This is a genomic window from Aeromicrobium ginsengisoli, assembly GCF_004134905.2.
In the GTDB taxonomy this organism is placed as follows: Bacteria; Actinomycetota; Actinomycetes; order Propionibacteriales; family Nocardioidaceae; genus Aeromicrobium; species Aeromicrobium ginsengisoli.
Window position 1 is genome coordinate 863585 of sequence record NZ_SDPQ02000002.1, and the last position, 24297, is coordinate 887881.

Consider the following 24297-nt stretch of genomic DNA (forward strand, 5'->3'; position numbering starts at 1 on the left):
CACACACATGGCGGAACTCACGATCCGTCCGGACGAGATCCGCGACGCATTGCAGAAGTTCGTGGCCGACTACAAGCCGAGCGCTGCTGCGACCGAAGAGGTCGGCGTCGTCGCCGAGGCCGGTGACGGCATCGCGCGCGTCGAGGGACTGCCCTCGGCGATGGCCAACGAGCTGCTCGAGTTCGAGGACGGCACGTTGGGCCTCGCGCTCAACCTGGACGTCCGTGAGATCGGTGTCGTCATCCTCGGTGAGTTCTCCGGCATCGAAGAGGGCCAGACCGTACGCCGCACCGGTGAGGTGCTCTCGGTGCCCGTCGGTGACAACTACCTCGGCCGCGTCGTCGACCCGCTCGGCAACCCGATCGACGGACTCGGCGACATCGAGACCAGCGAGCGCCGTGCGCTCGAGCTGCAGGCCCCCAACGTGATGCAGCGCAAGAGCGTGCACGAGCCCATGATGACCGGCCTCAAGTCGATCGACTCGCTGACGCCGATCGGCCGTGGCCAGCGCCAGCTGATCATCGGTGACCGCCAGACCGGCAAGACCGCGATCGCGATCGACACGATCATCAACCAGAAGGAGTTCTGGGCGTCGGGCGACCCGGAGAAGCAGGTCCGCTGCATCTACGTCGGCATCGGCCAGAAGGGCTCGACCATCGCGGGCATCCGCGGTGCGCTCGAAGAGGCCGGCGCGCTGGAGTACACGACGATCGTCGCGGCCCCCGCGTCCGACTCGGCGGGCTTCAAGTACCTCGCTCCCTACACCGGCTCGGCCATCGGCCAGCACTGGATGTACGAGGGCAAGCACGTCCTCATCGTGTTCGACGACCTGTCCAAGCAGGCTGAGGCCTACCGCGCCGTGTCGCTGCTGCTGCGCCGCCCGCCGGGCCGTGAGGCATACCCCGGCGACGTGTTCTACCTGCACTCGCGGCTCCTCGAGCGTTGCGCCAAGCTCAGCGACGAGCTGGGCGCCGGCTCGATGACGGGCCTGCCGATCGTCGAGACCAAGGCCAACGACGTGTCGGCCTACATCCCGACCAACGTCATCTCGATCACCGACGGCCAGATCTTCCTCCAGTCGGACCTGTTCAACGCCAACCAGCGTCCCGCGGTCGACGTCGGCATCTCGGTGTCGCGCGTCGGTGGTGCCGCGATGACCAAGTCGATGAAGGCCGTCACCGGTTCGCTCAAGGTCGAGCTCGCCCAGTACCGCGCCATGGAGGCGTTCGCGATGTTCGCGTCCGATCTCGACGCCGCGTCCAAGCAGCAGCTCGCCCGTGGTCAGCGCATCATGGAGCTGTTCAAGCAGGGCCAGTACGCGCCGTTCCCGACCGAGAACCAGGTCGTCTCGATCTGGGCCGCCACGACCGGCAAGCTCGATCCCGTGCCGCTGCAGGACGTGAGCCGCTTCGAGACCGAGTTCCTCGACTTCCTCAAGCGTTCGCACGGTCCCGTGCTCGACGCGATCCGTGAGTCGGGCAAGTTCGAGGACGACAACGAGCAGGCGCTCGAGGGTGCCTACACCGAGTTCCTCAAGCAGTTCGAGACCCACGAGGGTGAGCAGATCATCGTCAAGGCGGGTCACGAGGAGTTCGAGGCCCTGTCCGACGAAGACGTCGAGCAGGAGCAGATCGTCAAGCAGAAGCGGGGCTGACGATGGCAGCGTCCGTACGCGAGCTTCGCGCGAAGATCAGGTCGACACAGGCGACCAAGAAGATCACGCGCGCCATGGAGCTGATCGCTGCGTCGCGCATCATCAAGGCGCAGCAGAAGGCGGCGGCGGCAGCGCCGTACGCCCGTGAGCTGACCCGCGCCGTCTCTGCAGTCGCGACCTTCTCCAACGTCGACCACCCGTTGACGACCGAGAAGGAGAACCCCACGAAGGCTGCGATCCTCGTGATCGCCAGCGATCGCGGGCTCGCGGGGGCCTACTCGTCCTCGGTGCTCAAGGAGGCCGAGCGCCTCGTCGAGAAGCTGCGCGGCGAGGGCAAGGACGTCGACCTCTACCTCTCGGGTCGCAAGGCGGAGGCCTACTACAACTTCCGCAGCCGCCCGTTCGTGGAGTCGTGGACGGGGTTCTCCGACAAGCCGGAGTACTCGCACGCCCGCACGATCGGCAACACCCTCGTCAGGACGTTCAACCTGGACGAGACCGACGAGGAGGCCATCGACCCCGAGCGCGCGGTCGACGAGCTCCACGTGGTGTTCACCCGCTTCAAGTCGATGCTGGTGCAGGAGCCCGACGTCATCCGACTGCTTCCGCTGGAGGTCGTCGAGGGCACCGAGGCGCCGACCGAGCACGAGGTCCTGCCGCTCTACGAGTTCGAGCCCTCGGCCCACGAGGTGCTCGACGCGCTGCTGCCGAAATACATCCACAGCCGGATCTACTACTGCCTGCTGCAGGCCTCCGCCTCGGAGCTCGCATCGCGGCAGAAGGCGATGAAGTCCGCGACGGACAACGCCGAAGACCTGATCCAGAAGTACACCCGAACCGCCAACCAGGCCCGCCAGGCGGGTATTACCCAGGAGATCAGCGAGATCGTGGGCGGCGCCAACGCGCTTGCCGACGCCAATGCTGGGAGTGAGTGAGAGAGATGCCAACCGCCAAGAAGACCGCAGAGACCACGACTGAGAAGTCGGACCAGAAGCTGGCCGACGGCCGGGTTGCTCGCGTCATCGGCCCGGTGCTCGACATCGAGTTCCCGAGCGACGCGATCCCCGAGATGTACAACGCCCTGACGGTCGACACCGTGCTGGACGGCGTCACGGAGACGCTGACCCTCGAGGTCGCCCTGCACATCGGCGACGGCCTGGTCCGCGCGATCAGCCTGCGCCCGACCGACGGCATCGTCCGTGGCGCCAAGGTCACCAACACCGGCGGACCGATCTCGGTCCCGGTCGGTGACCAGACGCTCGGCAAGGTGTTCAACACCACCGGCGACGTCATGAACCTCAAGGAGGGCGAGAAGTGGGAGGTCAAGGAGCGCCGTGGCATCCACGCCAAGGCTCCTGCCTTCGACCAGCTCGAGTCCAAGACTGAGATGTTCCAGACCGGCATCAAGGTCATCGACCTCCTGACGCCCTACGTGCTCGGCGGCAAGATCGGCCTGTTCGGTGGTGCCGGTGTCGGCAAGACCGTGCTGATCCAGGAAATGATCGCCCGAGTCGCACGCGACCACGGTGGTGTGTCGGTGTTCGCCGGCGTCGGCGAGCGTACGCGTGAGGGCAACGACCTCATCGCCGAGATGGAGGAGGCCGGCGTTCTCGGACAGACCGCCCTCGTCTTCGGCCAGATGGACGAGCCGCCGGGAGCGCGTCTGCGCGTGGCCCTGTCGGCGCTGACGATGGCCGAGTACTTCCGCGACGTCCAGAACCAGGACGTGCTGTTGTTCATCGACAACATCTTCCGCTTCACGCAGGCCGGTTCCGAGGTCTCCACGCTGCTCGGCCGCATGCCGTCGGCCGTGGGCTACCAGCCGACGCTGGCCGACGAGATGGGTGTGCTGCAAGAGCGCATCACCTCGACCCGCGGTCACTCGATCACGTCGCTGCAGGCCATCTACGTGCCCGCGGATGACTACACCGACCCGGCCCCGGCCACGACGTTCGCGCACCTCGACGCGACGACCGAGCTCAACCGTGAGATCGCGTCGATGGGCATCTACCCGGCCGTGGACCCGCTGACCTCGACGTCGCGCATCCTCGACCCGCGCTACATCAGCGACGCTCACTACACGACCGCCAACCGGGTCAAGAGCATCCTGCAGCGCAACAAGGAGCTCCAGGACATCATCGCGATCCTCGGTGTCGACGAGCTCAGCGAAGAGGACAAGACGCTCGTGTCGCGCGCGCGTCGCATCCAGCGCTTCCTGTCCCAGAACACCTACGTGGCCAAGCAGTTCACCGGCATCGAGGGCTCGACCGTCTCCATCGACGAGACGATCGACGGCTTCACCAAGATCTGCGACGGTGACTACGACCACGTGGCTGAGCAGGCCTTCTTCATGTGCGGCGGTCTTGAAGACGTCGACAAGAAGTGGGAAGAAATCCAGAAGAGCCTCTGATGGCCGACCTCTTGCAGATCGAGCTCGTCGCCGCCGACCGCGTCGTGTGGTCGGGGCAGGCGAGCCAGGTCATCGCCCGTACGGTCGAGGGAGACCTCGGCGTGCTGTCGGGTCACGCGCCGCTGCTGTCGCTGCTCGTGCCGGGAGTCGTCGAGATCAAGCCGCCGGACGGCGAGGTCGTACGTGCTGCGGTCGCGGAGGGATTCCTCTCGGTGGCCGACAACCACGTGTCTATCCTGAGTGAGGACGCGTTCCTCGCTTCCGAGGTCGATGCGAGCGCGACGCGTGCCGAGCTCGAGGCGGCGCAGTCCGAGGGTGACCAGGACGCCGTCATGCGTGCCGAGGCGAAGCTGCGCCTCATCGACAAGGCGTCCTGACAAACGGAGGGAGATCGTGATGCCACTGTGGATGTGGTTCGTCGACTCCCTGGTGTTCGTCTTCGCCCTGCTGGTCCTGCTGATCGTCGGGCTGCTGGTGCGGCGCCGCTTCCTGGCCCGCTCCGGCGGCACGTTCGAGATGAGCGTCAACCGTTCGCCTGAGGCGCAGGCCAAGGGCTGGATGCTGGGCCTCGCGGTCTACAAGGACACCGAGCTCGAGTGGTTTCGCACGTTCTCGCTCTCGCCCCGGCCGACCTTCCGCTTCACGCGCGGTGACGTGCACCTCGAGGGCCGGCGCGAACCTGTCGGCCACGAGGTCCACGCGATCCACGCCGGCCACCTGATCGTGGCGACCGAGAATGCGGCGGGAGTCCGCCAGTTCGCCATGAGCGGCAACGCTTTGACCGGCCTGCTGTCGTGGCTCGAGTCGTCGCCCCCGGGCCAGCGCGTCAACAACGTGCTCTGAGGCGTACGTACAGGTTCTCTCCTTGCGGTTGACGGCCCCGCGGAGCCGGGGGAGAATCGATCCAAGAGGAGCGGATCCCCGCCTCCTAAGGGAGCAGGTGCACTGTGATCAAGCGTCTAGTAGCCGCAGCATTCGTGTCGGTCCTGGCAGTCGTGGGCATCGCCCCCGCCGCCAGCGCGGCCAGCGGCCACACCGGGTCGCACGTCGTTCAGTACGCGATCGACTGGGACTGACCGACTGATTCCTGATGGCACCCACCACGGTGGGTGCCATTGGCATGCCCTCAGGCTGTTGGCTTCGCGCTGACGCCTTCAGCGCTCACCGCCCGGGACCCAGAGCACGTCTCCGGCCTCGCGGTTGGCGTGGCGACCGAGGATGAACAGCAGGTCGCTGAGCCGGTTGAGGTACTTCGCGGTCAGCACGTTCATGGTGTCGCCGTGCTCCTCGATCGCGGCCCACGCCGAACGCTCGGCCCGGCGGGTCACGGTGCAGGCGATGTGGACGGCCGCGGCCGCCGGCGTGCCGCCCCGCAGGATGAACGACCGCAGCTTGGGCAGCTGCTCGTTGTAGTGGTCGCACCAGCCCTCGAGCCGGTCGATGTAGTCCGGCTCGACTCGCAGCGGCGGGTACTCCGGGTTGTCGACGACGGGGCACGACAGGTCGGCGCCGACGTCGAACAGGTCGTTCTGCACGTGGGTCAGCACCGCGATGACGCCATCGTCGAGCGTGCCGAGCGAGATCGCGAAGCCGATCTGGGCGTTGGCCTCGTCGACGTCGGCGTAGGCGGCGAGCCGCAGGTCGAGCTTGCTGGTCTTGCTCATGTCGCCGAGGTTCGTGGTGCCGTCGTCGCCGGTTCGCGTGTATATCCGCGTCAGATTGACCATGTGCACATCGTACGAGTGTGAGCAGGAACGCCCTCTCGAGGCAGTGACCGCAAAGGTTACGGGGAGGTAACCTGACCGACATGCCAGACAAGCCATGGGTGATGCGTACGTATGCCGGCCACAGCTCGGCGGCGGAGTCCAATGCGCTCTACCGCCTCAACCTGGCCAAGGGGCAGACCGGACTCTCGGTGGCCTTCGACCTGCCGACGCAGACCGGCTACGACCCGGACCACGAGCTGAGCAGGGGAGAGGTCGGCAAGGTCGGCGTCCCGATCCCGCACCTCGGCGCGATGCGTCAGCTGTTCCACGACATCCCGCTCGACGAGATGAACACGTCGATGACGATCAACGCCACGGCGATGTGGTTGCTCGCGATGTACCAGGTCGTCGCCGAGGAGCAGGGCGTCGACGCCGCAGCGCTGTCCGGCACGACGCAGAACGACATCATCAAGGAGTACCTGTCCCGCGGCACCTACGTCTTCGGGCCGGCGCCGTCGTTGCGCCTGACGACCGACATGATCGCCTACACGGTCAAGCAGATCCCCAAGTGGAACCCGCTCAACATCTGCAGCTATCACCTGCAGGAAGCCGGCGCGACGCCGACGCAGGAGCTGGCGTACGCACTGACGACCGCGATCGCGGTGCTCGACGCGGTGCGTGACTCCGGCCAGGTGCCCGAGGACGAGTTCGAGCACGTCGTGGGTCGCATCTCGTTCTTCGTCAACGCCGGCGTGCGGTTCGTCGAGGAGACCTGCAAGATGCGCGCGTTCGGCCGGCTCTGGGACGAGATCACCCGGGAGCGCTACGGCGTCCAGGACCCCAAGATGCGCCGCTTCCGCTACGGCGTGCAGGTCAACTCGCTCGGCCTGACCGAGGCGCAGCCCGAGAACAACGTGCAGCGCATCGTGCTCGAGATGCTCGGCGTGACGCTCAGCAAGGACGCCCGCGCCCGCGCCGTGCAGCTGCCGGCATGGAACGAGGCGCTCGGCCTGCCGCGCCCGTGGGACCAGCAGTGGTCGCTGCGCCTGCAGCAGGTGCTGGCGTTCGAGTCCGACCTGCTGGAGTACGACGACATCTTCGAGGGCTCGGTCGTGATCGAGGCCAAGGTCGCCGAGCTGATCGAGGGCGCCAAGGCCGAGATCGATCGGGTCCAGGCCATGGGCGGCGCGGTCGCCGCCGTCGAGTCGGGCTACATGAAGCAGGCCATGGTGACGTCGCACTCGGAGCGACGAGCCCGCATCGAGGCCGGCGAGATGAAGGTCGTCGGCGTCAACTCCTACACCGAGACCGAGCCGTCGCCCCTCACCGCTGATCTCGACACCGCGATCATGACCGCCGACCCCGAGGCCGAGGCCAACGCGATCGCCGACGTCAAGGCGTGGCGCGAGCAGCGCGACCAGGCGGCCGTCGACGAGGCGCTCAACCGGCTGCAGCGCGAGGCCAAATCAGACACCAACCTCATGGAGGCGACGCTCGAGGCCGTGCGCGCCGGCGCCACCGTCGGCGAGTGGGCCGGCGCGTTGCGTGAGGTGTTCGGCGAGTACCGCGCACCCACGGGCGTCAGCGGCTCCGGGAGCGTCGCCGAGGCGGGCGCGGAGCTGTCAGCCGTACGCGAGAAGGTCCGCAGCACGGGGGAGGAGCTCGGCACCCGGCTGCGCCTGCTCGTCGGCAAGCCGGGGCTCGACGGGCACTCCAACGGCGCTGAGCAGATCGCCGTGCGCGCTCGCGACGCCGGGTTCGAGGTCATCTATCAGGGCATCCGCCTGACGCCGGCGCAGATCGTCGCCGCAGCGGTCGCCGAGGACGTGCACTGCATCGGCCTGTCGATCCTGTCGGGATCCCACATGGAGCTCGTCCCCGACGTGCAGAAGGCCATGGTCGAGTCCGGTATCGGCGATGTGCCGCTGATCGTCGGCGGCATCATCCCCGAGTCGGACGCCCGCAAGATGGAGGCCGCCGGCGTCGCCGCGGTGTTCACGCCCAAGGACTTCGGCATGACCGCGATCATGGACCGCATCGTCGACGAGATCCGCAAGGCCAACGACCTGAGCTGACGGTTTACCAGGAGAACCTGGTAAACCGCCGCTGCGGTCAGTTGAGGACGCGGAAGTCGGCCGGCAGTCCGCCGCCCGCGACGATGTCGGTCGTCAGGTCCTGCAGCGCCATGAGGGCCACCGACTGGCTGAACGGTCCGAACGAGACCCGGGCGACGCCGAGCTCCTCCATGCGGGCCAGCGGCACCGAGCCGGGCGCGCCGATCAGGGTCAGCTTCTGCGGGCCCCACGCGTCGACGAACGCCTTGATGTCGTCCTCGGACACCTTGCCGGGCACGAACACGACGGGAGCACCGGTCGCGAGGTAGGCGCGGCCACGCTCGATGGCGTCGGCCAGCACCTCGTCGTGCGGCTTGTCACCGGCCTTGATGAAGGCGTCGGTGCGCGCGTTGAGCACGAAGTCGATGCCCTCCTGCTGCGCGGCGTCGAGCACGGCCTCGACCGCGTTGACCGCCTCGTTGATGGGCTTCATCTGGTCCTCGAGGTTGCAGCCGACGACGCCGACGCCGATGGCCCGCAGCGTGGTCTCGCGGGGGTTGCCGTAACCCGCCTCGAGGTCGGCCGTCACGGGCAGGTCGGTCGCCGCGACGATGCCGCCGACGGCCTCGATCATGAGCTCGACGGGGATGTTCTCACCGTCGGCGTAGCCGTACGCCGCGGCGATCGAGTGGCTCGCCGTGGCCAGGGCGGTGACGCCCTCGACCTCGGAGACGACACGGGCGCTGATGGCATCCCACACGTTGACGACCTTGAGCAGCTTGGGGTCGGAGTGCAGGGCGAGGAGGGTCTGGGCCTGGTTTGCGAGTTCGGTCATGACGACAACCGTACGACCCGGTCCCTCCTCGCCCGCAGCGGGAATCAGTCGGCGACCAGACCGGCAGCCGGTGCGATCCGCGCGGCCTGCCGCGCCGGCAGCACGCACGCGACGAGCCCGGCGCCGACGGCGACCAGGAAGATCGCGCCGACCTGGACCCACGGCACGCTGAGGTCGGGCGCCGAGTCGAAGACGCCGTCCGACAACGTCTTGACGCCGAACCACGCGTACAGCGTGCCGAGCCCGATCCCGAGGACGGCCGAGACACCAGCCATCAGCAGGGCCTCGATCGCCAGCATCGCTCGCAGCCCCGACCGCTCCAGTCCCATCGCTCGCAGCAGGGAGTTCTCACGTACGCGTTCGAGCACCGAGAGGCTCAGTGTGTTGCTGACCCCGATCAGCGCAATCAGCACGGCGATCGCCAGGAACCCCACGGTGATGGCGAGCACGATGGCGAGGAGCTTGAGGATGTCCGCGCGCTCGGACAAGCCGCCGCTGAGGTCGAGGTTCGACTCCTTCGCGATTGACGCGACATCGGAGGCGACTGCCCCGGCGTCGGCGCCGTCGGCAGCTCGGACCCAGACCGCGCGAGGTGCGGTCGCCACGCCCATGGCGTCGAGCGTCGCTCGGCTGACGATCGCAGCATCACCGATCCCGGCCGCGTACCGCACGGAGAGCTTGCGGACGGTGCCGCCGGCCTTGACCGCCACGGTTTCGCCGGACGCCTCGGTGCCGGTGTCACCCGAGATCATGATGTCGTGAGGGCCGAGGTGACGCAGCACGTTCCCGCGTACGAGTGCGCGCGTCGCGTTGTCGACGCCGAGGATCGTCATCTTCTGATCACCCACGCGTGCCTCGACGCCGGGCAGCTGGACCGCCTGCTTGACTCCGTCGACGGCGGCGAGCTTCGCACCGATGCCCTGAGGCAGGGCGCCCTTCGCGGACGCGGCGATCAGGTCGATCGGGTGGTTCTCGTCGAGCGACGTGTTGACCTTGTGGGAGATCGACGCGGAGCCGACCACGACCGCGGTGATCAGCGTGACACCGATCAGCAGCGCGGCGGACGTGGCAGCGGTACGTCGTGGGTTGCGCATCGAGTTGCCGTGCGCGAGGCGCCCCGGCACTCCCGCTCGTCGCGCCAACGGACCGACGAGGCGTATCGCCACTGGCACCAGCACAGGTGTCAACAGCAGCACGCCGATGAACGAGAGCATCCCACCGATGAGACCGGCGACGAGCACGCTCTGCAGGCCGACCAGCAGACCGGCCGCGCCGGCCAGCAGGAAGCCGGTCGCCGTGACGAGCCGCAGCGTTCCGGCCCGCGTGCGTACCTGGACCGCCTCCTGGGGCTGGAGGGCCGCCAGCGGTGACTGTGCACCGGCTCGCCTGGCTGGGACGTACGACGCAGCGACCGTGACGGCAATGCCCAGCAGGACGGGCAGCAGCACGCTGCCCATGGTGAGCGACGCCCCGCCCATCGGCGTCGACGGCGACCAGTGCCCGATCGCCGCCTTGCCGCCGAGGGCGATCAGGTAGCCGAGCACCACCCCCGCCGCCGCGCCGACCGCACCGATCACGAGTCCTTCGACCACGACGGACCGGGCGACCTGCGCACGCACGGCGCCCACGCAGCGCAGCAGCGCCAGGTCGCGGGCGCGCTGGGCGAGCAGGATCGTGAACGTGTTGGCGATGACCAGTGCCCCGACGAACAGGGAGATGGCCGCGAACACGAGGATCAGCTTCTGGAAGACGTCGATGCCGTTCGTCGCCTGCAGGCGGAGCGTGCGCTCGTACGCGTCGGCGGTGGCGACCTTGACGCCGCTGGTGGCCCGATCGAGCCGCGAGGCGACGGCGCTCGGATCGCCGGAGACCGCGAACACCTCGTCGACCGGCGCTCCGATGTCACCGAGACCGGGGAACACGCGCTCGGGCACGTAGAGCACCGAACGGAGCGGGCCGTCCTGGTCGTCGACGATGCCGGTCACGGTGAACGCGCGTGGCTTCGTTCCGGCGTCGATGGACAGCGAGTCGCCCAGACGGACATGATGCCGCCGCGCCCACGACGACGAGATGGCGATCTCGGCATCGGCGGTCGGCAGGCGTCCTGAACGGGTCTCCTGCCAGCGCAGGTGCCGGTCGGTCGCGACGCTGCCGAGTGACACCATCTGCGACCCGCGGGACAGGGTCGCCTCGGCCCAACCGCGCCAGTTGACCGCGGCGGCGGTGACGTCCGGGTCCGCGAGCGCACGCGTACGCAGCTCGCCGTACTGGCGCGGCCCCGTGGCGTCGGTGGCGGCGACATCCGCCCCAAGGTACTGCTTGCCGACGGTCTCGTTGGCGCCCTCGCGGGCGGCCGCGCTCAGCGTGTTGATCGCGACGATGAAGCCGGTCGCGATGAGGACGGCGACGAACGCCGCGACGTAGCGTCGGGCGTACGTCCGCATCGAGGCGAGGATGACGCTGCGCACGGCTCAGCCACCGATCCGGCGCAGGGCGTCGAGGATGCTGTCCTGCGTCGGGTTGTCGATCTGCGTGGCGACGCGGCCGTCGGCGATCAGCACGACCCGGTCCGCGTATGCCGCAGCGGACGGCTCGTGCGTGACCATGACGGTCGTCTGCCCGAGCTCGCGCACCGAGCGGCGCAGGAATCCCAAGACCTCGGCGCTCGAGCGGCTGTCGAGGTTGCCGGTCGGCTCGTCGGCGAACACGATCGTCGGCCGGCTCATCAGCGCGCGGGCGATCGCGACGCGTTGCTGCTGCCCGCCCGACAGCTGGCTCGGCCGGTGGCCGAGGCGTTCGCCGAGTCCCAGCACCTCGATGAGCTCGTCGAACCACGTCCAGTCCGGGTCGAGGCCGGCGAGGTCCAGCGGCAGCAGGATGTTCTGCTTGGCGGTCAGCATCGGCAGCAGGTTGAACGCCTGGAAGACGAAGCCGACGTGGCGACGGCGGAAGCGCGTGAGCTCGTTGTCGGAGAGCGAGCTGAGCGTGAGGTTGCCGACCTGCACCTCGCCCGAGGTGGCCTGGTCCAGACCGGCCAGGCAGTGCATCAGCGTCGACTTGCCCGAGCCCGAGGGCCCCATGATCGCGGTGAACCTGGCGGTCTCGATTGTCAGGTCGACGCCGGCGAGCGCGTGCACCTGGGCCTCTCCGCTGCCGTACGTCTTGGTGAGCCCGGCCGCTCGTGCGGCGATCGCGGGGATCGTGGTGGGTGGGTCGAGGACCGTCATGCCGTGCTCCTGTGGTGAGTCGTGTTGGTGTGCTCACCACGCTAGGAACTGTCGTCCTGCGAATCGTCAGTCCGCGGACGCGCCCTGCGCGCCCCGGTCTCATACCCGGGTCGTACGTCAGCGGTCGCCCGGGCTGACCAGTCCGGACTCGTAGCCCAGCACGACGAGCTGGACGCGGTCGCGCGACCCGGTCTTGGCGAGGATGCGTCCGACGTGCGTCTTGACCGTCGCCTCGGCCAGTAACAGGCCGGTCGCGATCTCAGTGTTCGACCGTCCGCTCGCGATCAGCTCGAGCACCTCCCGCTCACGGGCGGTGAGTGAGGCGAGCCGGTCGTCATCGTCGGGGTTGGGTGCCTGGGAGGCGTCGAGGAAGCGCTCGAGCATGCGTCGAGTGACGCTCGGCGCGACCACGGCGTCGCCATCATGCACGTCCCGGATGGCGCCCAAGAGCGTCTCGGGCTGGGCATCCTTGAGCAGGAACGCCGACGCCCCGGCGCGCAGCGCGTTGTAGACGTACTCGTCGAGGTCGAACGTCGTGAGCACCACGACGCGCGGCCGCTCTGACCTCGCCGCGAGGACGCGCGTGGCCTCGACACCGTCCATGCGTGGCATACGTACGTCCATCAGCACGATGTCGGCGGATGTCACGCTGAGCAGCTCGACCGCTTCGGCTCCGTTGCCGGCCTCGCCGACGACCGTCATGTCGTCCTGCGACTCGATCAGCATGCGGAACCCGGCGCGAACGAGCTGCTGGTCGTCGACCAGGAACACCCGGATCATGCCGCCACGTCCATGCAGAACCCACGACATGGACGTGGCGGCATGAGCGCGTCATGGTGCCCTCGCTGGCGCTCGATCATGCCTTGTCCACCGGCACCACGGCCTTGACCCGGAACCCTCCGCCGGGTCGTGGCCCGGCCTCGACCTCACCGGCATGGACGGCGATGCGCTCGCGGATGCCGAGGATGCCGTGCCCCTGCCCATCGTCGGCCGCGGTGCCGCCGCGTCCGTCGTCGTCGACCTGGATGCGTACCGAGTCGGTGGTGACGCGCAGGTCGACCGAGGCGGTGACGCCAGGGCCCGCGTGCTTGAGCGTGTTGGTGAGGGCCTCCTGCACGATGCGATAGACGGTCAGCCCGGTGGCCGGATCGAGCCGGTCGAGATCGCCCAGCACGTCGAGCTCGATCGCCAGCCCACTCGCGCGGAGCTGTTCGGCCAGGCCGTGGACGTCGGCCGCACTCGGAACGGGTGCCATCGGCAGCTCGCCACGGTCGTCACGGAGGAGTCCGAGCAGCCTCCTCATCTCGGTCAGCGACGAGCGGCCGGTCTCCGAGATCGTCCGCAGCGTCTCGATCGCGACCGCAGGGCGTTTCTGGGCGGCGTACAGCGCGCCGTCGGCCTGCACGACCATGACCGAGAGGCTGTGGGCCACCACGTCGTGCATCTCGCGCGCGATGCGCGCTCGTTCGGCTGCTGTGGCGATCTGCGCCTGCTGCGCGGCGTCGCGCTCGAGCTGCTCGGCCCGCTCCTCGAGCCCCGCGACGTACGCCCGACGGGTGCGGGCCAGGTAGCCCAGCATCCAGGCGGCCAGCACGAGCGCGGACAGCGCCACGAAGTAGCTGATGACCTGGGCCGTGTCATGGATCGACGGCGACCACCGGGCACCGGCGACCGCGGCGCCGAGAAGTCCTGTGGCGAGCGACGCGCGGACCGCCCACATCGGGCCGTACGCAGCGACCGCATGCAGGGCGATCAGCAGCGCGACGTCACCGTAGCGCGGCGTGTCGAAGGCAGTGGCCTGCGCGAGGAGCAGGAGGCAGATGACCGTGAAGGTCGCGACAGGGGCCCGTCGGCGCAGCGCCAGCGGCACGATCAGCGCGATGTCGAGCAGCTGTCCCGGCGTGCCGGTGAACAGGTACGAGAGGAGCGGGATGAACAGCACCATGCCGGTGAGCCCGATGTCCTGCCAGAGCGTGTCGATGCGACGCCAGAGGTCGGATCGCTCACGCATGGTCCCAACCCTAGTGACGCCGTCGACGTGGAGCGTCCGACTCAGGGATGACTTTGGGCAGCCACACCTTCGTGGTCGCGTACATGCAGGTGCCCTAGGCTCGGGCTACCGCTCAGGCGGCGATCTTGTGCTTGGTCTTGTGCTTCTTCTTGACCTTGACGAGCTTGCGCTTCTTGACGGTGTAGCCCTCGGGGAGGGTGCCCTTCTTCAACATCAGGATGGGACACCGCTTGCACGCAGGCTTGCTGCTGCAGCACTTCTTCTTGGGTGTCGGGGGCACAGGCCTAGGATATCAGCGTGAGGTGAGCCTCGCCTAAGATGAGAGACGGGACACAACCATGGCAGCACCAGCATTCGTCGCAAAGCTCAACGAACAGCTCGGCTACGAGTTCGGCGCGCACCAGCAGTACGTCGCGATCGCGGCCTACTACGACGCGCTGACGATGCCGCAGATGGCGGCCCTGTTCTACCAGCAGGCGCTCGAGGAGCGCGACCACGCGATGATGATGGTGCAGTACCTCCTCGACGCCGACGAGACGCCGGTCATTCCCGCGCTCGAGGCGCCCAAGGTCGACTTCACCGACGTCGTCGAGCCGGTCACCGCCGCGCTCGCACAGGAGAAGCGGGTCACCGAGCAGATCAACGAGCTGACCCGCATCGCCCGCGACAACAACGACTTCGCCTCCGACCAGTTCATGCAGTGGTTCATCAAGGAGCAGGTCGAAGAGGTCTCCAAGATGAGCGACCTGCTGGCCGTCGTCACGCGCTCCAAGGACGACTACGAGCGCATCGAGGACTGGGTCGCCCGCGAGGAGAAGAGCGCTGGCGGCGACCCGACGGCTCCGCCCATCGCCGGTGCCTAGGGCTCTCCTCGTCCTGGTCGCCGTCCTCGCGGCGACGCTCTCGGCATGCGGCAAGGATGCCGCGAGCGACTCCTCGTCGTCTGCCGGCACGGCACTGACGATCACGGTCGTCGCGTCCGAGGGCGCCGACTCCCAGACGTACGAGCTGAGGTGTGACCCGGCCGGCGGTGACCACCCGCAGCCGGCGGAGGCGTGCGCGGCGCTCGACACGGCCGGCGCCAAGGTCTTCGAGCCGGTGGCCAAGGACCAGATGTGCACCGAGCTCTACGGCGGCCCACAGACGGCCACGGTCACGGGCACGTACGACGGCGACAAGGTCGATGCCACGTTCAGACGTACGAACGGCTGCGAGATCGACCGCTGGGAGCAGCTCGGCACGACGTTCTTCAACGTCCCGCTGCAGTGAGCTGACTAGAACAACCGCAGTGACGGGTCGTCGATGCCGCGGAGCTCGTCGTAGTTGACGACGACGCACTCGATGCCGCGGTCCGTCGCGAGCGTGCGGGCCTGTGGCTTGATCTCCTGCGCCGCGAAGATGCCGCGCACGGGCCGCAGTGGCGGGTCACGATTCATGAGCTCGAGGTAGCGGGTCGGCTGCTCGACCCCTGCAATGAACACGCTAGGCATCGCTAGGCACCGGTCAATCGAGCCTTCCCGTACGGTCGACGCATGGGCCTCTTCAATCGCACGTCGAGGCGGGTGACGACGGCCGCCTTCTGGGAAACGCAGTATCTCGTCGATGCCGGTGACGAGACGGATTTCTACGTTCAGATCGAGCCTGAGGGCATGGTCTATGAATTCCCGCCGCACGAGAAGGTTCTTCTTACGTTCCGGCAGCGGCCCGATCGGACCCAATATGTCGAGCTTTCACATCACAAAGACGCGCTCATCATCTGGCGGTCGAGCGACGCGGAGGTTTGGGCGACGACGGCCGACGGAACGATTGAGCAGATCGGTGGCTTCTCGAGCAATCCCGCACCGTGGCTCGATAGCGGTCACACTGCCGCGGGGCCCCCACCGTGGTCGTGGCCACCTTCACCGGGCGAAGGCTAGAACAACCGCAGTGACGGGTCGTCGATGCCGCGAAGCTCGTCGTAGTTGACCACGACGCACTCGATGCCGCGGTCCGTCGCGAGCGTGCGGGCCTGTGGCTTGATCTCCTGCGCCGCGAAGATGCCGCGTACGGGCCGCAGTGACGGGTCGCGATTCATGAGCTCGAGGTAGCGGGTCAGCTGCTCGACCCCGTCGATGTCGCCGCGCCGTTTGATCTCGACCGCGACGGAGCCGTTGGCGGCGTCCTTGCAGAGCAGGTCGACCGGGCCGATAGCGGTCATGTACTCCCGGCGTACGAGGCTCATGCCGGGACCGAGCGCCGTGGTGTGCTCGGCGAGCAGCTCCTGGAGGTGCTTCTCGACGCCGTCCTTCTGGAGGCCGGGGTCGACGCCGAGCTCGTGCGCCGAGTCGTGCAGGACCTCTTCGATGCGGATGCGCAGGGTGTCGTCGGTCTTGCCGGCCGTGACGGTCCACTCGGTGACCCCGTCGTCGGCGAGGCCCTCGCGCAGCGTGCACGGAGGGCTCATCCAGTTGAGCGGCTTGTAGGAGCCGCCGTCGGAGTGGATCAGCACCGATCCGTCGTTCTTGACCATGATCAGGCGGGTGGCAAGCGGGAGATGGGCGGCGAGCCGGCCGGCGTAGTCGACCTGGCACCGCGCGATGACGATCCTCAACTCATCCTCGTCAGCGTGCCGAGCTTGAACACGAGGCTGTCGCCCTCGATCGTGCCCTTGTCCGTGTTGCCGTCATCGCCGATCAACGAGACCGTCGCGCCATCGACGGCGTAGGTGCCGACGCGGAAGTCCTTGACGCCCTCGAAGTCCTCGACGTACGTCCCGTCGTCGTGGAAGTGCACGACCCACTTGGCATCGACGTCGTGCCAGTCACCCGAGAGCGCGGACGAGGGATCCTCGGTCGGCTCCGACGTGGGAGTCGACGGGCTGCTGCTCGTCGTCGTCTCGCTCGGCGTCGGCTTGTCGGCCGGATCGTCGCTGGTACCGCAGGCCCCAAGCCCTAGCAGAGCAAGGCCCACGATGGCTGTAACCATCGTCATACGTCGTTTCATCGTTCTCCCATGGAGCCAGCGGCACGGTCAGGTTAGTCTGACACGACCCGCTTATTACTCAGGAGTAGCCATGCAGGAAATCGTCGAGAGACTGGGCGCGAACGACACCGCCGCCGACATCGCGCGCACGTTGCTGCTGCCCTACCTCAACCACGCCGCCACGATGTACGAGAGCGGCTACGCGACTCACGACGACATCGACGCCGCGATGCGATTCGGCTGTGGCTACCCGATCGGCCCGCTGGCGCTCATCGACGCCCTCGGCCCGCAGACCGTCGCGACCGGCCTGGAGAAGCTGTTCGCCGAGACCGGCGACGAGCTGCACCAGCCCGTGAGCATCCTGACCCAGATGGCCGCCGACAGCACGACGTTCGCGCAGGCCGTGGGCGAGGACGAGGTCGACTCTCCTCAGCTGCGCCACGACATCGAGACCGTCGGCGTCGTCGGCACCGGCACGATGGCGTCCGGCATCGTCGAGGTCTTCGCCAAGGCCGGCTACGACGTCGTCTACGTCGGCCGCAGCGCCGACAAGCTCGACGGTGTCCAGGCCCGCATCACCAAGAGCCTCGACAAGGCGATCTCGCGCGGCAAGCTCGACGAGGACGGCAAGTCGGCCGTGCTCGGGCGGCTCAGCGGCTCGACCGAGCGTGAAGCCCTCGCCGGCGCCGACATCATCGTCGAGGCGATCGCCGAGGACCTCGAGGTCAAGCTCGAGCTGTTCCGCGACCTCGACCGCATCGCGAAGCCGGGCGCGATCCTGGCGACCACGACGTCGTCGCTGTCGATCACCGCGTGTGCCGCGGCGACCTCGCGTCCGCAGGACGTCATCGGCATGCACTTCTTCAACCCCGCGCCGGTCATGAAGCTCGTCGAGGTCGTGACCGCCGATGAGACGACCCCCGAAGTCGCCGAGACCGTCCGAGCCCTGTGCCTGTCGACCGGCAAGCACCCCGTGTCGTGCGGCGACCGCGCCGGCTTCATCGTCAACGCCCTGCTTTTCCCCTACCTCAACGACGCCGTCAAGCTGCACGAGGCCGACGGTGGCTCCCTCACTGAGATCGACGACGCCATGAAGGCGACGAAGCTCCCGATGGGACCGTTCGAGCTGCTCGACGTCGTCGGCAACGACGTCTCGCTCGCGATCCAGGAGACGCTTGTCAGCACGTTCGGGCACGCCGGCTGGCTGCCGGCGCCGACCTTGCAGCAGCTGGTCGCCGACGGAAAGCTCGGCCGCAAGACCGGAGCGGGCTTCCACACGTACTGACCGGCGAAAAGTTACGGCGTGTCGGGCAACGTTCTTTTTCTCGCCATGCCGATAACCACGGGGTGATCACCTCGTTGCTCTGTCCAGAGGGGTATGCGGACAGGAGCAACGATGATCAGCACGTCGCTGGTGTTCGTCGCTGCGCGCGCGGTGCGTCGCGTCGCGCTGCTGTGCGCTGTTGCGCTGGTCCTCGGCTACGTCGCGATCTCGTCGTTCTCGAGCCGCTACGGCACCTCGTCGTCGATCGTCCTGGACAGCAAGAGCGCCGAGACCGCGCTGTCGTCCGCCGTGTCGGCCCAGGAGTCCGCAGGGCTCTCGTGCAGCGACAAGCCCACGCTCACGAATGTCGTGCTGTTCCAGCGTGAGGGCCGGCGCGAGGTCTCCGTGCTGACGTTCGACCAGGCGATCAAGGCCACCAGCGCCCACGAAGGCTGGATCCGCCGCTACTGCAGCGCTCCGTAGACTGGAGGCATGTCCCGCCGTCGCGTCGCACACCGTGCGCACCCGCCGTTGCGGATGTCGACCGAGCAGGTCGAGCACAAGGCCGACGGCTCCTGGTACGTACGACAGCTCCGCGGCTCGGGAGCGGCCAAGGACTATCGCTGCCCCGGCTGCGACCAGCTGATCCGCCCGGCGACGCCGCACGTCGTCGCGTGGCCGGTCCAGAAGGCGCTGCTGAGCGAGGCCGCCATCGACGAGCGCCGGCACTGGCACACGGCCTGCTGGGCCAGGAAGCACTGAGGACCACCATGACCGAGAAGATCCGCGGCAACTCCGTGCTGCCCGCCCGCCGCGAGCAGATCACGCTCGAGACCGCTGACGGCCTGACCCTCGTCGGCGAGCTGGCACTGCCGCCCGACCGCGACCCGGTCGCGACGATGATCTGCCTGCACCCGTTGCCGACGCACGGCGGCATGATGGACAGCCACCTGTTCCGCAAGGCGTCCTACCGGCTGCCGGCGTTGGCCGGCATTGCGGTGCTGCGCTTCAACACGCGCGGCACGTCCAGCGTGCAGGGCACCAGCGGGGGAGCGTTCGACAATGCCGTCGGCGAGCGCTTCGACGTCGCCGCCGCGGTCGAGTTCGCCGAGTTCGCCGAGCTGCCGCACGTGTGGCTGGTCGGCTGGTCGTTCGGCACGGACCTCGCCCTGATGTACGGCCTGGAGCCGACCGTCGAGGGCGCTGTGCTGCTCTCGCCGCCCCTGCGCTTCTCCACGCCTGAGCACCTCGCTGCCTGGGCGGCCTCCGGCAAGCCCGTCACGGCTCTGGTCCCGGAGCACGACGACTATCTGCAGCCGCCGGAGGCACGTGAGCGTTTCGCTGCGATCCCGCAGGCAGAGGTCATTGCCGTCGAAGGCGCCAAGCACCTGTGGGTCGGTGACTCCGAGCGCGCGCTCGACGAGATCACCCGCAAGCTCGCGCCGGGGGTCCCGGTGCCGTTGCCGGACACCTGGGACGGCCCGATGGAGCGCGCTGACTCCTCGGCCTACCGCGACCGCACGGTCGCAGCGTTCAAGGACGTACCGCGCTAGCTAGCTCGTCTTCTCCTCGACGGCTTCGTCGGCGTCGTCCTCGGCGGCAGCAGGCTCTTCGGCCTTCGCCTCCGCAGGTGCCTCAGCCTTGGGCTCGGCCGGGGCGGCCTTCTCCTCAGCCTTGGGCTCGGCCTTGACCTTGTCATCGTCCTTGACGACGGCGCTCGGTGCGAACGTCGAGACGATGTCACGCAGCTGGCCCATCTGCGCCATGATGCCGTCGCGCTTGCGCTGCAGCTCCTCGACCTCGGCCCGCAGGACCCGGGTCTGACGCTCGGCGTCGGTCGTGGCGCTGACCCGGATGTGCTGGGCCTCGGCGCTCGCACCGGAGACCAGCTGCGAAGCCTCGGCCTTGGCGTTGTCGAGCAGGCGGGCGGCCTCGGCGCTCGCGGCGTCGCGAGCCTTGGCGGCCTGGTCCATGATGTCGCGGGCCCGGTCGTCAGCGGCCTTGGCGCGGGTCTCGGCGTCCTTGACGAGCTTGGCGGTCTGCTCGGTCGCCGACGCGTGGTTCTCGGACGCCTCGCGGGCGAGACGCTCCTTCTCGACGGCCAGTACACGGCGGGCCTCAGTGACCTCACGGTCGGCCGCGGCGCGGGCCTGCTCGACCTCGCGCGTCGCACCGAGACGCATGTTCTGGGCGTCCTGGTCGGCGGCGAGCTTGACCTGGGCGGCCTCGCGCTCGGCGTGAGCGCGCAGGTCCTCGGTGTGGGCGATCGCGTCGGCATGCATCGCCTCGGCGTCCTCGAGGAGCTGCTTGCGCTTCTCCTCGAGCTCGATGACGGCGCGACCGCGCAGCTCCTCGGCCTCGTGGTTGGCGGTGGCGCGAACGATCGCTGCCTCCTCCTCGGCCTTCTTGACGAGCTCGTCGGCCTCGCGCACGGCGCGGTTGCGGACGTCCTCGGCCTCCTGCTCGGCGAGGCCGAGCAGCTGGGCGGCGTGGTTGCCGAGGCCGGTGTAGCTCGGCTTCTCGACAGCCTCGACCCGATCCTTGAGCTTCTCGATCAGGTCGCGGAGGTTCTCGTTCTCGGACTGGACGGCCTTGAGGCTGTCGGCGGCCTTCTGGAACTCGGCAGACTGCGTGCGGACCCAGGCGTCGACGGCGTCACTGTCGTAGCCGCCGCGGCGCGCGAGCGGGAAGGAAGCGTCGCCGGACTTCTCGGCGGCGTCGAAGATGGACAATCCGGACTGGTCGGACATGCTGTTCCCATTCGTGAAAGAGAGGGGTTGTCAGGTGTGGGGTCCACCATACCCGCCGGAAAGGCGCATCGACACGGCCGATCCGGCCCCACCCAGGGGACCGGGCCGGCCGTACGGACGAGGCCTCAGACCCCTCGGCAGTGCCGACGTGTTCCTCGGGTCTTCGTTCCTCAGACCCCTCGGGCAGTGCCGACGTGTTCCTCGGGTCTTCGTTCCTCAGACCCCTCGGAACCTGTTGATCTTGTCGATGTGCAGCGCGCGCTTCTCGGCGTCGCGGACTCCGAGGCCCTCCTCGGGAGCGAGGCACAGCACGCCGACCTTGCCCTGGTGCAGGTTGTGGTGCACGTCGAGCGCCGCCTGGCCGGTCTCGGCGAGGGGATAGACGCGGGAGACCGTGGGGTGGATGAGCCCCTTGTCGATCAGCTTGTTGGCCTCCCACGACTCGCGGTAGTTGGCGAAGTGCGAGCTGACGATCCGTTTGAGGTTCATCCACAGGTAGCGGTTGTCGTACTGGTGCATGTAGCCGGACGTCGAGGCGCAGGTCACGATCGTGCCGCCCTTGCGCGCGACGTAGACGCTGGCGCCGAACGTCTCGCGACCCGGGTGCTCGAACACGATGTCGGGGTCGTCGCCGCCGGTGAGCTCACGGATCTTCTTGCCGAAGCGCTGCCACTCCTTGGGGTCCTGGGTGTTCTCGTCCTTCCAGAACTTGTAGCCCTCGGCGGAGCGATCGATGACGAGCTCGGCGCCCATCTTGCGGACGATCTCGGCCTTCTCAGGCGAGGAGACGACGCACACCGGCGTCGCGCCACCGTTGAGCGCGAACTGCGTCGCGTACGAGCCGAGGCCACCGGAGGCGCCCCAGATCAGCACCGTGTCGCCCTGCTTCATGTTGGCGCCGTTGGTGGACACGAGCTGCCGGTACGCCGTGGAGTTGACGAGACCGGGGCTCGCCGCCTCCTCCCACGTGAGGTGGTCGGGCTTGGGCATGAGCTGGTTGGCCTTGACGATCGCGAGCTCGGCGAGCCCGCCGAAGTTGGTCTCGAAGCCCCAGATGCGCTGCTCCGGGTCCATCATCGTGTCGTTGTGGCCGTCGGGTGCCTCGAGCTCGACCGACAGGCAGTGCGCGACGACCTCGCGGCCGGGCTTCCACTTGTTGACGCCGGGCCCGACCCGCAGCACGACGCCGGCGAGGTCGGAGCCGACCACGTGATAGGGCAGGTCGTGGCGCTTGGTGTACTCGCTCAGGCGGCCGTAGCGCTCGAGGAAGCCGAACGTCGAGACCGGCTCGAAGATCGAGGTCCAGACGGTGTTGTAGTTGATCGCGCTCGCCATGACGGCCACGAGCGCCTCGCCGGGGGCGAGCTCGGGGATCGGTACGTCGTCGAGGTGCAGGCTCTTGCGCGGGTCCTTGTCGCGGCTCGCAAGGCCCTCGAACATGCCCGCCTCGTCCTTGTGGACCGTGATCCCCTTGTAGGTCTGGGGGGGCTCGATGGTCGCGAAGTCCTCGGAGGAGGTGTCGCCGGCCTGGATGGCATCAAGGATGTTCTGCACGTCATGGATCCTTCGGTTCGGGGGCGCGCGGGTTTCCGTGATGTTACTAAGCGTTAACTTCCGCGGCTACGGCTTCGGGCTGTGATCCCCAACTCAGTGCGATGCCGCGGGCTCGACGAGCTCGACCAGCACGCCGCCAGCATCCTTCGGGTGCACGAAGTTGACCCGCGAGTCGGACGTGCCGCGCTTGGGGTTGTCGTAGAGCAGCCGGACGCCGCGCTCCCGGAGGATCGCCGAGACGGCCTCGATGTCGGCAACGCGATAGGCGAGCTGTTGGATGCCCTGGCCGTTGCGGGCGAGGAACTTGGCGATCGTCGACTCGTCGCTGAGCGGCGCGAGCAGCTGGATGCGCTGGTCGGAGTCGCCGACGGCGAGCATCGCCTCGCGTACGCCCTGCTCCTCGTTGATCTCCTCGTGGACCGAGTGCAGGCCGAACGTCGAGGCGTAGAACTCCAGGGCGTCGTCGAGGTCCGGGACCGCGATGCCGACGTGGTCGATCGCGAGGAGGAGGTGGTCGGGGACGAGGGGGCTGTCGGGCATGGACACGAGGGTATGGCACCGGGACGGCAGTGTGGCGTGATCCATCGCACAGAACGGCACACCGACGTTACCTCTGAGTAAAGTGGAGATCACGGTCTTTTCGAAGACGTGATCTTGCGAAGGAGCAACCCATGACCCAGTCCGTGATCGTCGCCGGTGCGCGCACCCCGATCGGCCGCCTCCTCGGTGGCCTGAAGACCCTGTCGGGCTCGGACCTCGGTGGTCTGGCCATCAAGGGCGCCCTGGAGAAGGCCGGCGTGACCGGTGACCAGGTCGACTACGTGATCATGGGCCAGGTGCTCGGCGCCGGAGCCGGCCAGGTGCCGGCCCGCCAGGCCGCGTTCAAGGGCGGCATCCCGCTGACGACGCCGTCGATCACGATCAACAAGGTGTGCCTGTCGGGCATCAACGCGATCGCGCTCGCCGACCAGCTGATCCGCGCCGGCGAGCACGAGATCATCGTCGCCGGCGGCCAGGAGTCGATGACCCAGGCGCCGCACATGCTGCTGGGCTCGCGTGAGGGCACCAAGTACGGCGACACCAAGCTCACCGACCACATGGCGTACGACGGACTGTGGGACGCGCTGACGGACCAGGCGATGGGCGGACTCACCGAGCAGATCAACGCCGACGGCACCAAGTTGACCCGCGAGGAGCAGGACGCGTTCAGCGCCCGCTCGCACCAGCTCGCCGCGACGGCACAGAAGAACGGCGTGTTCGACGACGAGATCGTCCCGGTCGAGATCCCGCAGCGCAAGGGCGATCCGATCGTCATCAGTGCCGACGAGGGCGTCCGCGGTGACACCACGGTCGAGTCGCTCGGCAAGCTGCGCCCCGCCTTCAGCAAGGACGGCACCATTACGGCCGGCTCCGCCAGCCAGATCTCCGACGGTGCAGCTGCGGTCGTCGTCATGAGCAAGGCCAAGGCCGAGGAGCTCGGCCTGTCGTGGATCGCCGAGATCGGCGCCGCCGGCGTCGTCGCCGGCCCCGACTCCAGCCTGCAGCTGCAGCCCGCCAACGCGATCGCGAAGGCTGCCGCCAAGGAGGGCATCGAGGTCAGCGACATCGACTTGTTCGAGCTCAACGAGGCGTTCGCCGCAGTCGGCATCGAGAGCACCCGTGCGATGGGCATCTCCGAGGACAAGGTCAACGTCAACGGTGGCGCCATCTCGCTGGGCCACCCGATCGGTGCCAGCGGCGCCCGCATCGTCCTGCACCTCGCCCTCGAGCTGGGCCGCCGTGGTGGCGGCATCGGCGCGGCTGCGCTGTGCGGTGGCGGCGGCCAGGGCGACGCCCTGATCATCCGCGTCCCCCAGAAGTAGTCCCCAGAC

Annotated in this window: 27 protein-coding genes and 1 pseudogene; 15 read left to right on the forward strand and 13 right to left on the reverse strand. The window is 68.3% G+C overall.

The genetic code is table 11. The features are described from left to right. The first annotated feature begins 7 nt into the window (after positions 1 to 7). From atpA to ESP70_RS20555, 6 genes are all read left to right on the forward strand, one after another. Complete coding sequence (gene atpA, locus ESP70_RS11075; RefSeq protein WP_149689318.1) at positions 8 to 1654, forward strand: F0F1 ATP synthase subunit alpha; 1647 nt, start codon at positions 8 to 10, stop codon at positions 1652 to 1654. Positions 1655 to 1656: 2 nt separating this feature from the next. Further along, positions 1657 to 2589 carry a F0F1 ATP synthase subunit gamma gene (locus ESP70_RS11080; RefSeq protein ID WP_149689319.1) on the forward strand — a complete coding sequence of 311 codons (933 nt, stop codon included), beginning with the start codon at positions 1657 to 1659 and terminating at the stop codon, positions 2587 to 2589. Between the two features lie 5 nt (positions 2590 to 2594). Next, a complete protein-coding gene (gene atpD, locus ESP70_RS11085; RefSeq protein WP_200935494.1) occupies positions 2595 to 4064 on the forward strand; it encodes a F0F1 ATP synthase subunit beta in 1470 nt (489 codons plus the stop codon). Then, a complete protein-coding gene (locus tag ESP70_RS11090; RefSeq protein WP_149689320.1) occupies positions 4064 to 4441 on the forward strand; it encodes a F0F1 ATP synthase subunit epsilon in 378 nt (125 codons plus the stop codon). Before atpD ends, ESP70_RS11090 begins: the two co-directional genes overlap by 1 nt. Before the next feature lie 19 nt (positions 4442 to 4460). Continuing rightward, entirely contained in the window at positions 4461 to 4907 is a 447-nt protein-coding gene (locus tag ESP70_RS11095) for a DUF2550 domain-containing protein (protein ID WP_188110589.1), read from the forward strand. Positions 4908 to 5011: 104 nt separating this feature from the next. Beyond that, the gene (locus tag ESP70_RS20555; RefSeq protein ID WP_281287316.1) at positions 5012 to 5140 is read left to right on the forward strand and encodes a hypothetical protein; all 129 of its coding nucleotides are present in this window, start codon (positions 5012 to 5014) and stop codon (positions 5138 to 5140) included. A gap of 78 nt (positions 5141 to 5218) precedes the next feature. Here the strand turns inward: ESP70_RS20555 and ESP70_RS11100 are convergent, their stop codons facing one another. After that, positions 5219 to 5791 (reverse strand): cob(I)yrinic acid a,c-diamide adenosyltransferase, encoded by a 573-nt coding sequence (locus ESP70_RS11100; protein WP_149689322.1) that lies wholly within the window; start codon positions 5789 to 5791, stop codon positions 5219 to 5221. A gap of 71 nt (positions 5792 to 5862) precedes the next feature. On the opposite strand from ESP70_RS11100, the gene ESP70_RS11105 reads away from it, so the two are divergent. Then, on the forward strand, positions 5863 to 7845 hold the full coding sequence (locus ESP70_RS11105; RefSeq protein WP_149689323.1) for a protein meaA: 1983 nt from the start codon (positions 5863 to 5865) through the stop codon (positions 7843 to 7845). A 37-nt stretch (positions 7846 to 7882) separates the two neighbouring features. Here ESP70_RS11105 and ESP70_RS11110 read toward each other — a convergent pair whose 3' ends face one another. The 6 genes from ESP70_RS11110 to ESP70_RS20110 all read right to left on the reverse strand — a co-directional run bounded on the left by ESP70_RS11110 (position 7883) and on the right by ESP70_RS20110 (position 14177). Next, positions 7883 to 8659: an isocitrate lyase/PEP mutase family protein gene (locus ESP70_RS11110; RefSeq protein ID WP_149689324.1), complete on the reverse strand. Its 777-nt coding sequence runs from the start codon at positions 8657 to 8659 to the stop codon at positions 7883 to 7885. Positions 8660 to 8703: 44 nt separating this feature from the next. Further along, entirely contained in the window at positions 8704 to 11127 is a 2424-nt protein-coding gene (locus ESP70_RS11115) for an ABC transporter permease (RefSeq protein WP_149689325.1), read from the reverse strand. Between the two features lie 3 nt (positions 11128 to 11130). Continuing rightward, the gene (locus ESP70_RS11120; protein WP_149689326.1) at positions 11131 to 11886 is read right to left on the reverse strand and encodes an ABC transporter ATP-binding protein; all 756 of its coding nucleotides are present in this window, start codon (positions 11884 to 11886) and stop codon (positions 11131 to 11133) included. A gap of 117 nt (positions 11887 to 12003) precedes the next feature. Then, positions 12004 to 12666, reverse strand: coding sequence for a response regulator (locus tag ESP70_RS11125; RefSeq protein ID WP_149689327.1), 663 nt, complete (start codon positions 12664 to 12666; stop codon positions 12004 to 12006). Positions 12667 to 12742: 76 nt separating this feature from the next. Further along, positions 12743 to 13897 (reverse strand): sensor histidine kinase, encoded by a 1155-nt coding sequence (locus tag ESP70_RS11130; RefSeq protein WP_149689328.1) that lies wholly within the window; start codon positions 13895 to 13897, stop codon positions 12743 to 12745. A 112-nt stretch (positions 13898 to 14009) separates the two neighbouring features. After that, a complete protein-coding gene (locus ESP70_RS20110; protein WP_188110590.1) occupies positions 14010 to 14177 on the reverse strand; it encodes a hypothetical protein in 168 nt (55 codons plus the stop codon). 58 nt (positions 14178 to 14235) lie between these two features. On the opposite strand from ESP70_RS20110, the gene ESP70_RS11135 reads away from it, so the two are divergent. Continuing rightward, the gene (locus ESP70_RS11135) at positions 14236 to 14760 is read left to right on the forward strand and encodes a ferritin (RefSeq protein ID WP_149689329.1); all 525 of its coding nucleotides are present in this window, start codon (positions 14236 to 14238) and stop codon (positions 14758 to 14760) included. Then, positions 14753 to 15166 carry an SSI family serine proteinase inhibitor gene (locus ESP70_RS11140; protein WP_223148702.1) on the forward strand — a complete coding sequence of 138 codons (414 nt, stop codon included), beginning with the start codon at positions 14753 to 14755 and terminating at the stop codon, positions 15164 to 15166. Before ESP70_RS11135 ends, ESP70_RS11140 begins: the two co-directional genes overlap by 8 nt. Before the next feature lie 5 nt (positions 15167 to 15171). Here ESP70_RS11140 and ESP70_RS11145 read toward each other — a convergent pair. After that, positions 15172 to 15372, reverse strand: a pseudogene (locus ESP70_RS11145) (endonuclease NucS domain-containing protein); the annotation flags it as partial. Between the two features lie 57 nt (positions 15373 to 15429). Between ESP70_RS11145 and ESP70_RS11150 the strand changes: the two are divergent. Continuing rightward, complete coding sequence (locus ESP70_RS11150) at positions 15430 to 15813, forward strand: hypothetical protein (RefSeq protein WP_149689331.1); 384 nt, start codon at positions 15430 to 15432, stop codon at positions 15811 to 15813. On the opposite strand, the gene nucS is transcribed toward ESP70_RS11150, so the two are convergent. Together nucS and ESP70_RS11160 are read right to left on the reverse strand one after the other, a co-directional pair. Continuing rightward, entirely contained in the window at positions 15810 to 16487 is a 678-nt protein-coding gene (gene nucS / locus ESP70_RS11155; protein WP_056398224.1) for an endonuclease NucS, read from the reverse strand. The genes ESP70_RS11150 and nucS overlap by 4 nt on opposite strands. Continuing rightward, entirely contained in the window at positions 16484 to 16867 is a 384-nt protein-coding gene (locus tag ESP70_RS11160; RefSeq protein WP_149689332.1) for a hypothetical protein, read from the reverse strand. Before ESP70_RS11160 ends, nucS begins: the two co-directional genes overlap by 4 nt. Before the next feature lie 82 nt (positions 16868 to 16949). Between ESP70_RS11160 and ESP70_RS11165 the strand changes: the two genes are divergently transcribed. The 4 genes from ESP70_RS11165 to ESP70_RS11180 all read left to right on the forward strand — a co-directional run bounded on the left by ESP70_RS11165 (position 16950) and on the right by ESP70_RS11180 (position 19675). Continuing rightward, positions 16950 to 18143, forward strand: coding sequence for a 3-hydroxyacyl-CoA dehydrogenase family protein (locus tag ESP70_RS11165; protein ID WP_149689333.1), 1194 nt, complete (start codon positions 16950 to 16952; stop codon positions 18141 to 18143). Positions 18144 to 18254: 111 nt separating this feature from the next. Further along, on the forward strand, positions 18255 to 18605 hold the full coding sequence (locus tag ESP70_RS11170) for a hypothetical protein (RefSeq protein WP_149689334.1): 351 nt from the start codon (positions 18255 to 18257) through the stop codon (positions 18603 to 18605). A 9-nt stretch (positions 18606 to 18614) separates the two neighbouring features. Then, entirely contained in the window at positions 18615 to 18884 is a 270-nt protein-coding gene (locus tag ESP70_RS11175) for a hypothetical protein (protein WP_223148732.1), read from the forward strand. 8 nt (positions 18885 to 18892) lie between these two features. Next, positions 18893 to 19675: an alpha/beta hydrolase gene (locus ESP70_RS11180; RefSeq protein ID WP_149689335.1), complete on the forward strand. Its 783-nt coding sequence runs from the start codon at positions 18893 to 18895 to the stop codon at positions 19673 to 19675. Here the strand turns inward: ESP70_RS11180 and ESP70_RS11185 are convergent, their stop codons facing one another. The 3 genes from ESP70_RS11185 to mce form a co-directional block, all read right to left on the reverse strand. Continuing rightward, complete coding sequence (locus tag ESP70_RS11185) at positions 19676 to 20872, reverse strand: coiled-coil domain-containing protein (RefSeq protein ID WP_149689336.1); 1197 nt, start codon at positions 20870 to 20872, stop codon at positions 19676 to 19678. 216 nt (positions 20873 to 21088) lie between these two features. Further along, positions 21089 to 22426, reverse strand: coding sequence for a crotonyl-CoA carboxylase/reductase (ccrA, locus tag ESP70_RS11190; protein WP_149689337.1), 1338 nt, complete (start codon positions 22424 to 22426; stop codon positions 21089 to 21091). Positions 22427 to 22519: 93 nt separating this feature from the next. Continuing rightward, the gene (mce, locus tag ESP70_RS11195; protein ID WP_056404573.1) at positions 22520 to 22966 is read right to left on the reverse strand and encodes a methylmalonyl-CoA epimerase; all 447 of its coding nucleotides are present in this window, start codon (positions 22964 to 22966) and stop codon (positions 22520 to 22522) included. A 131-nt stretch (positions 22967 to 23097) separates the two neighbouring features. On the opposite strand from mce, the gene ESP70_RS11200 reads away from it, so the two are divergent. Then, on the forward strand, positions 23098 to 24288 hold the full coding sequence (locus ESP70_RS11200; RefSeq protein WP_149689338.1) for an acetyl-CoA C-acetyltransferase: 1191 nt from the start codon (positions 23098 to 23100) through the stop codon (positions 24286 to 24288). Positions 24289 to 24297: the final 9 nt, after the last annotated feature.

What these genes read in the sequence shown, in the direction of transcription:
- atpA (WP_149689318.1), top strand. Translation starts at nt 8, where the DNA reads ATGGCGGAACTCACGATCCGTCCGGACGAGATCCGCGACGCATTGCAG.
- ESP70_RS11080 (WP_149689319.1), top strand. Translation starts at nt 1,657, where the DNA reads ATGGCAGCGTCCGTACGCGAGCTTCGCGCGAAGATCAGGTCGACACAG.
- atpD (WP_200935494.1), top strand. Translation starts at nt 2,595, where the DNA reads ATGCCAACCGCCAAGAAGACCGCAGAGACCACGACTGAGAAGTCGGAC.
- ESP70_RS11090 (WP_149689320.1), top strand. Translation starts at nt 4,064, where the DNA reads ATGGCCGACCTCTTGCAGATCGAGCTCGTCGCCGCCGACCGCGTCGTG.
- ESP70_RS11095 (WP_188110589.1), top strand. Translation starts at nt 4,461, where the DNA reads ATGCCACTGTGGATGTGGTTCGTCGACTCCCTGGTGTTCGTCTTCGCC.
- ESP70_RS11100 (WP_149689322.1), bottom strand. Translation starts at nt 5,791, where the DNA reads ATGGTCAATCTGACGCGGATATACACGCGAACCGGCGACGACGGCACC.
- ESP70_RS11110 (WP_149689324.1), bottom strand. Translation starts at nt 8,659, where the DNA reads ATGACCGAACTCGCAAACCAGGCCCAGACCCTCCTCGCCCTGCACTCC.
- ESP70_RS11120 (WP_149689326.1), bottom strand. Translation starts at nt 11,886, where the DNA reads ATGACGGTCCTCGACCCACCCACCACGATCCCCGCGATCGCCGCACGA.
- ESP70_RS11125 (WP_149689327.1), bottom strand. Translation starts at nt 12,666, where the DNA reads ATGATCCGGGTGTTCCTGGTCGACGACCAGCAGCTCGTTCGCGCCGGG.
- ESP70_RS11130 (WP_149689328.1), bottom strand. Translation starts at nt 13,897, where the DNA reads ATGCGTGAGCGATCCGACCTCTGGCGTCGCATCGACACGCTCTGGCAG.
- ESP70_RS11135 (WP_149689329.1), top strand. Translation starts at nt 14,236, where the DNA reads ATGGCAGCACCAGCATTCGTCGCAAAGCTCAACGAACAGCTCGGCTAC.
- ESP70_RS11150 (WP_149689331.1), top strand. Translation starts at nt 15,430, where the DNA reads ATGGGCCTCTTCAATCGCACGTCGAGGCGGGTGACGACGGCCGCCTTC.
- ESP70_RS11160 (WP_149689332.1), bottom strand. Translation starts at nt 16,867, where the DNA reads ATGACGATGGTTACAGCCATCGTGGGCCTTGCTCTGCTAGGGCTTGGG.
- ESP70_RS11165 (WP_149689333.1), top strand. Translation starts at nt 16,950, where the DNA reads ATGCAGGAAATCGTCGAGAGACTGGGCGCGAACGACACCGCCGCCGAC.
- ESP70_RS11170 (WP_149689334.1), top strand. Translation starts at nt 18,255, where the DNA reads ATGATCAGCACGTCGCTGGTGTTCGTCGCTGCGCGCGCGGTGCGTCGC.
- ESP70_RS11175 (WP_223148732.1), top strand. Translation starts at nt 18,615, where the DNA reads ATGTCCCGCCGTCGCGTCGCACACCGTGCGCACCCGCCGTTGCGGATG.
- ESP70_RS11180 (WP_149689335.1), top strand. Translation starts at nt 18,893, where the DNA reads ATGACCGAGAAGATCCGCGGCAACTCCGTGCTGCCCGCCCGCCGCGAG.
- ESP70_RS11185 (WP_149689336.1), bottom strand. Translation starts at nt 20,872, where the DNA reads ATGTCCGACCAGTCCGGATTGTCCATCTTCGACGCCGCCGAGAAGTCC.
- mce (WP_056404573.1), bottom strand. Translation starts at nt 22,966, where the DNA reads ATGCCCGACAGCCCCCTCGTCCCCGACCACCTCCTCCTCGCGATCGAC.
- ESP70_RS11200 (WP_149689338.1), top strand. Translation starts at nt 23,098, where the DNA reads ATGACCCAGTCCGTGATCGTCGCCGGTGCGCGCACCCCGATCGGCCGC.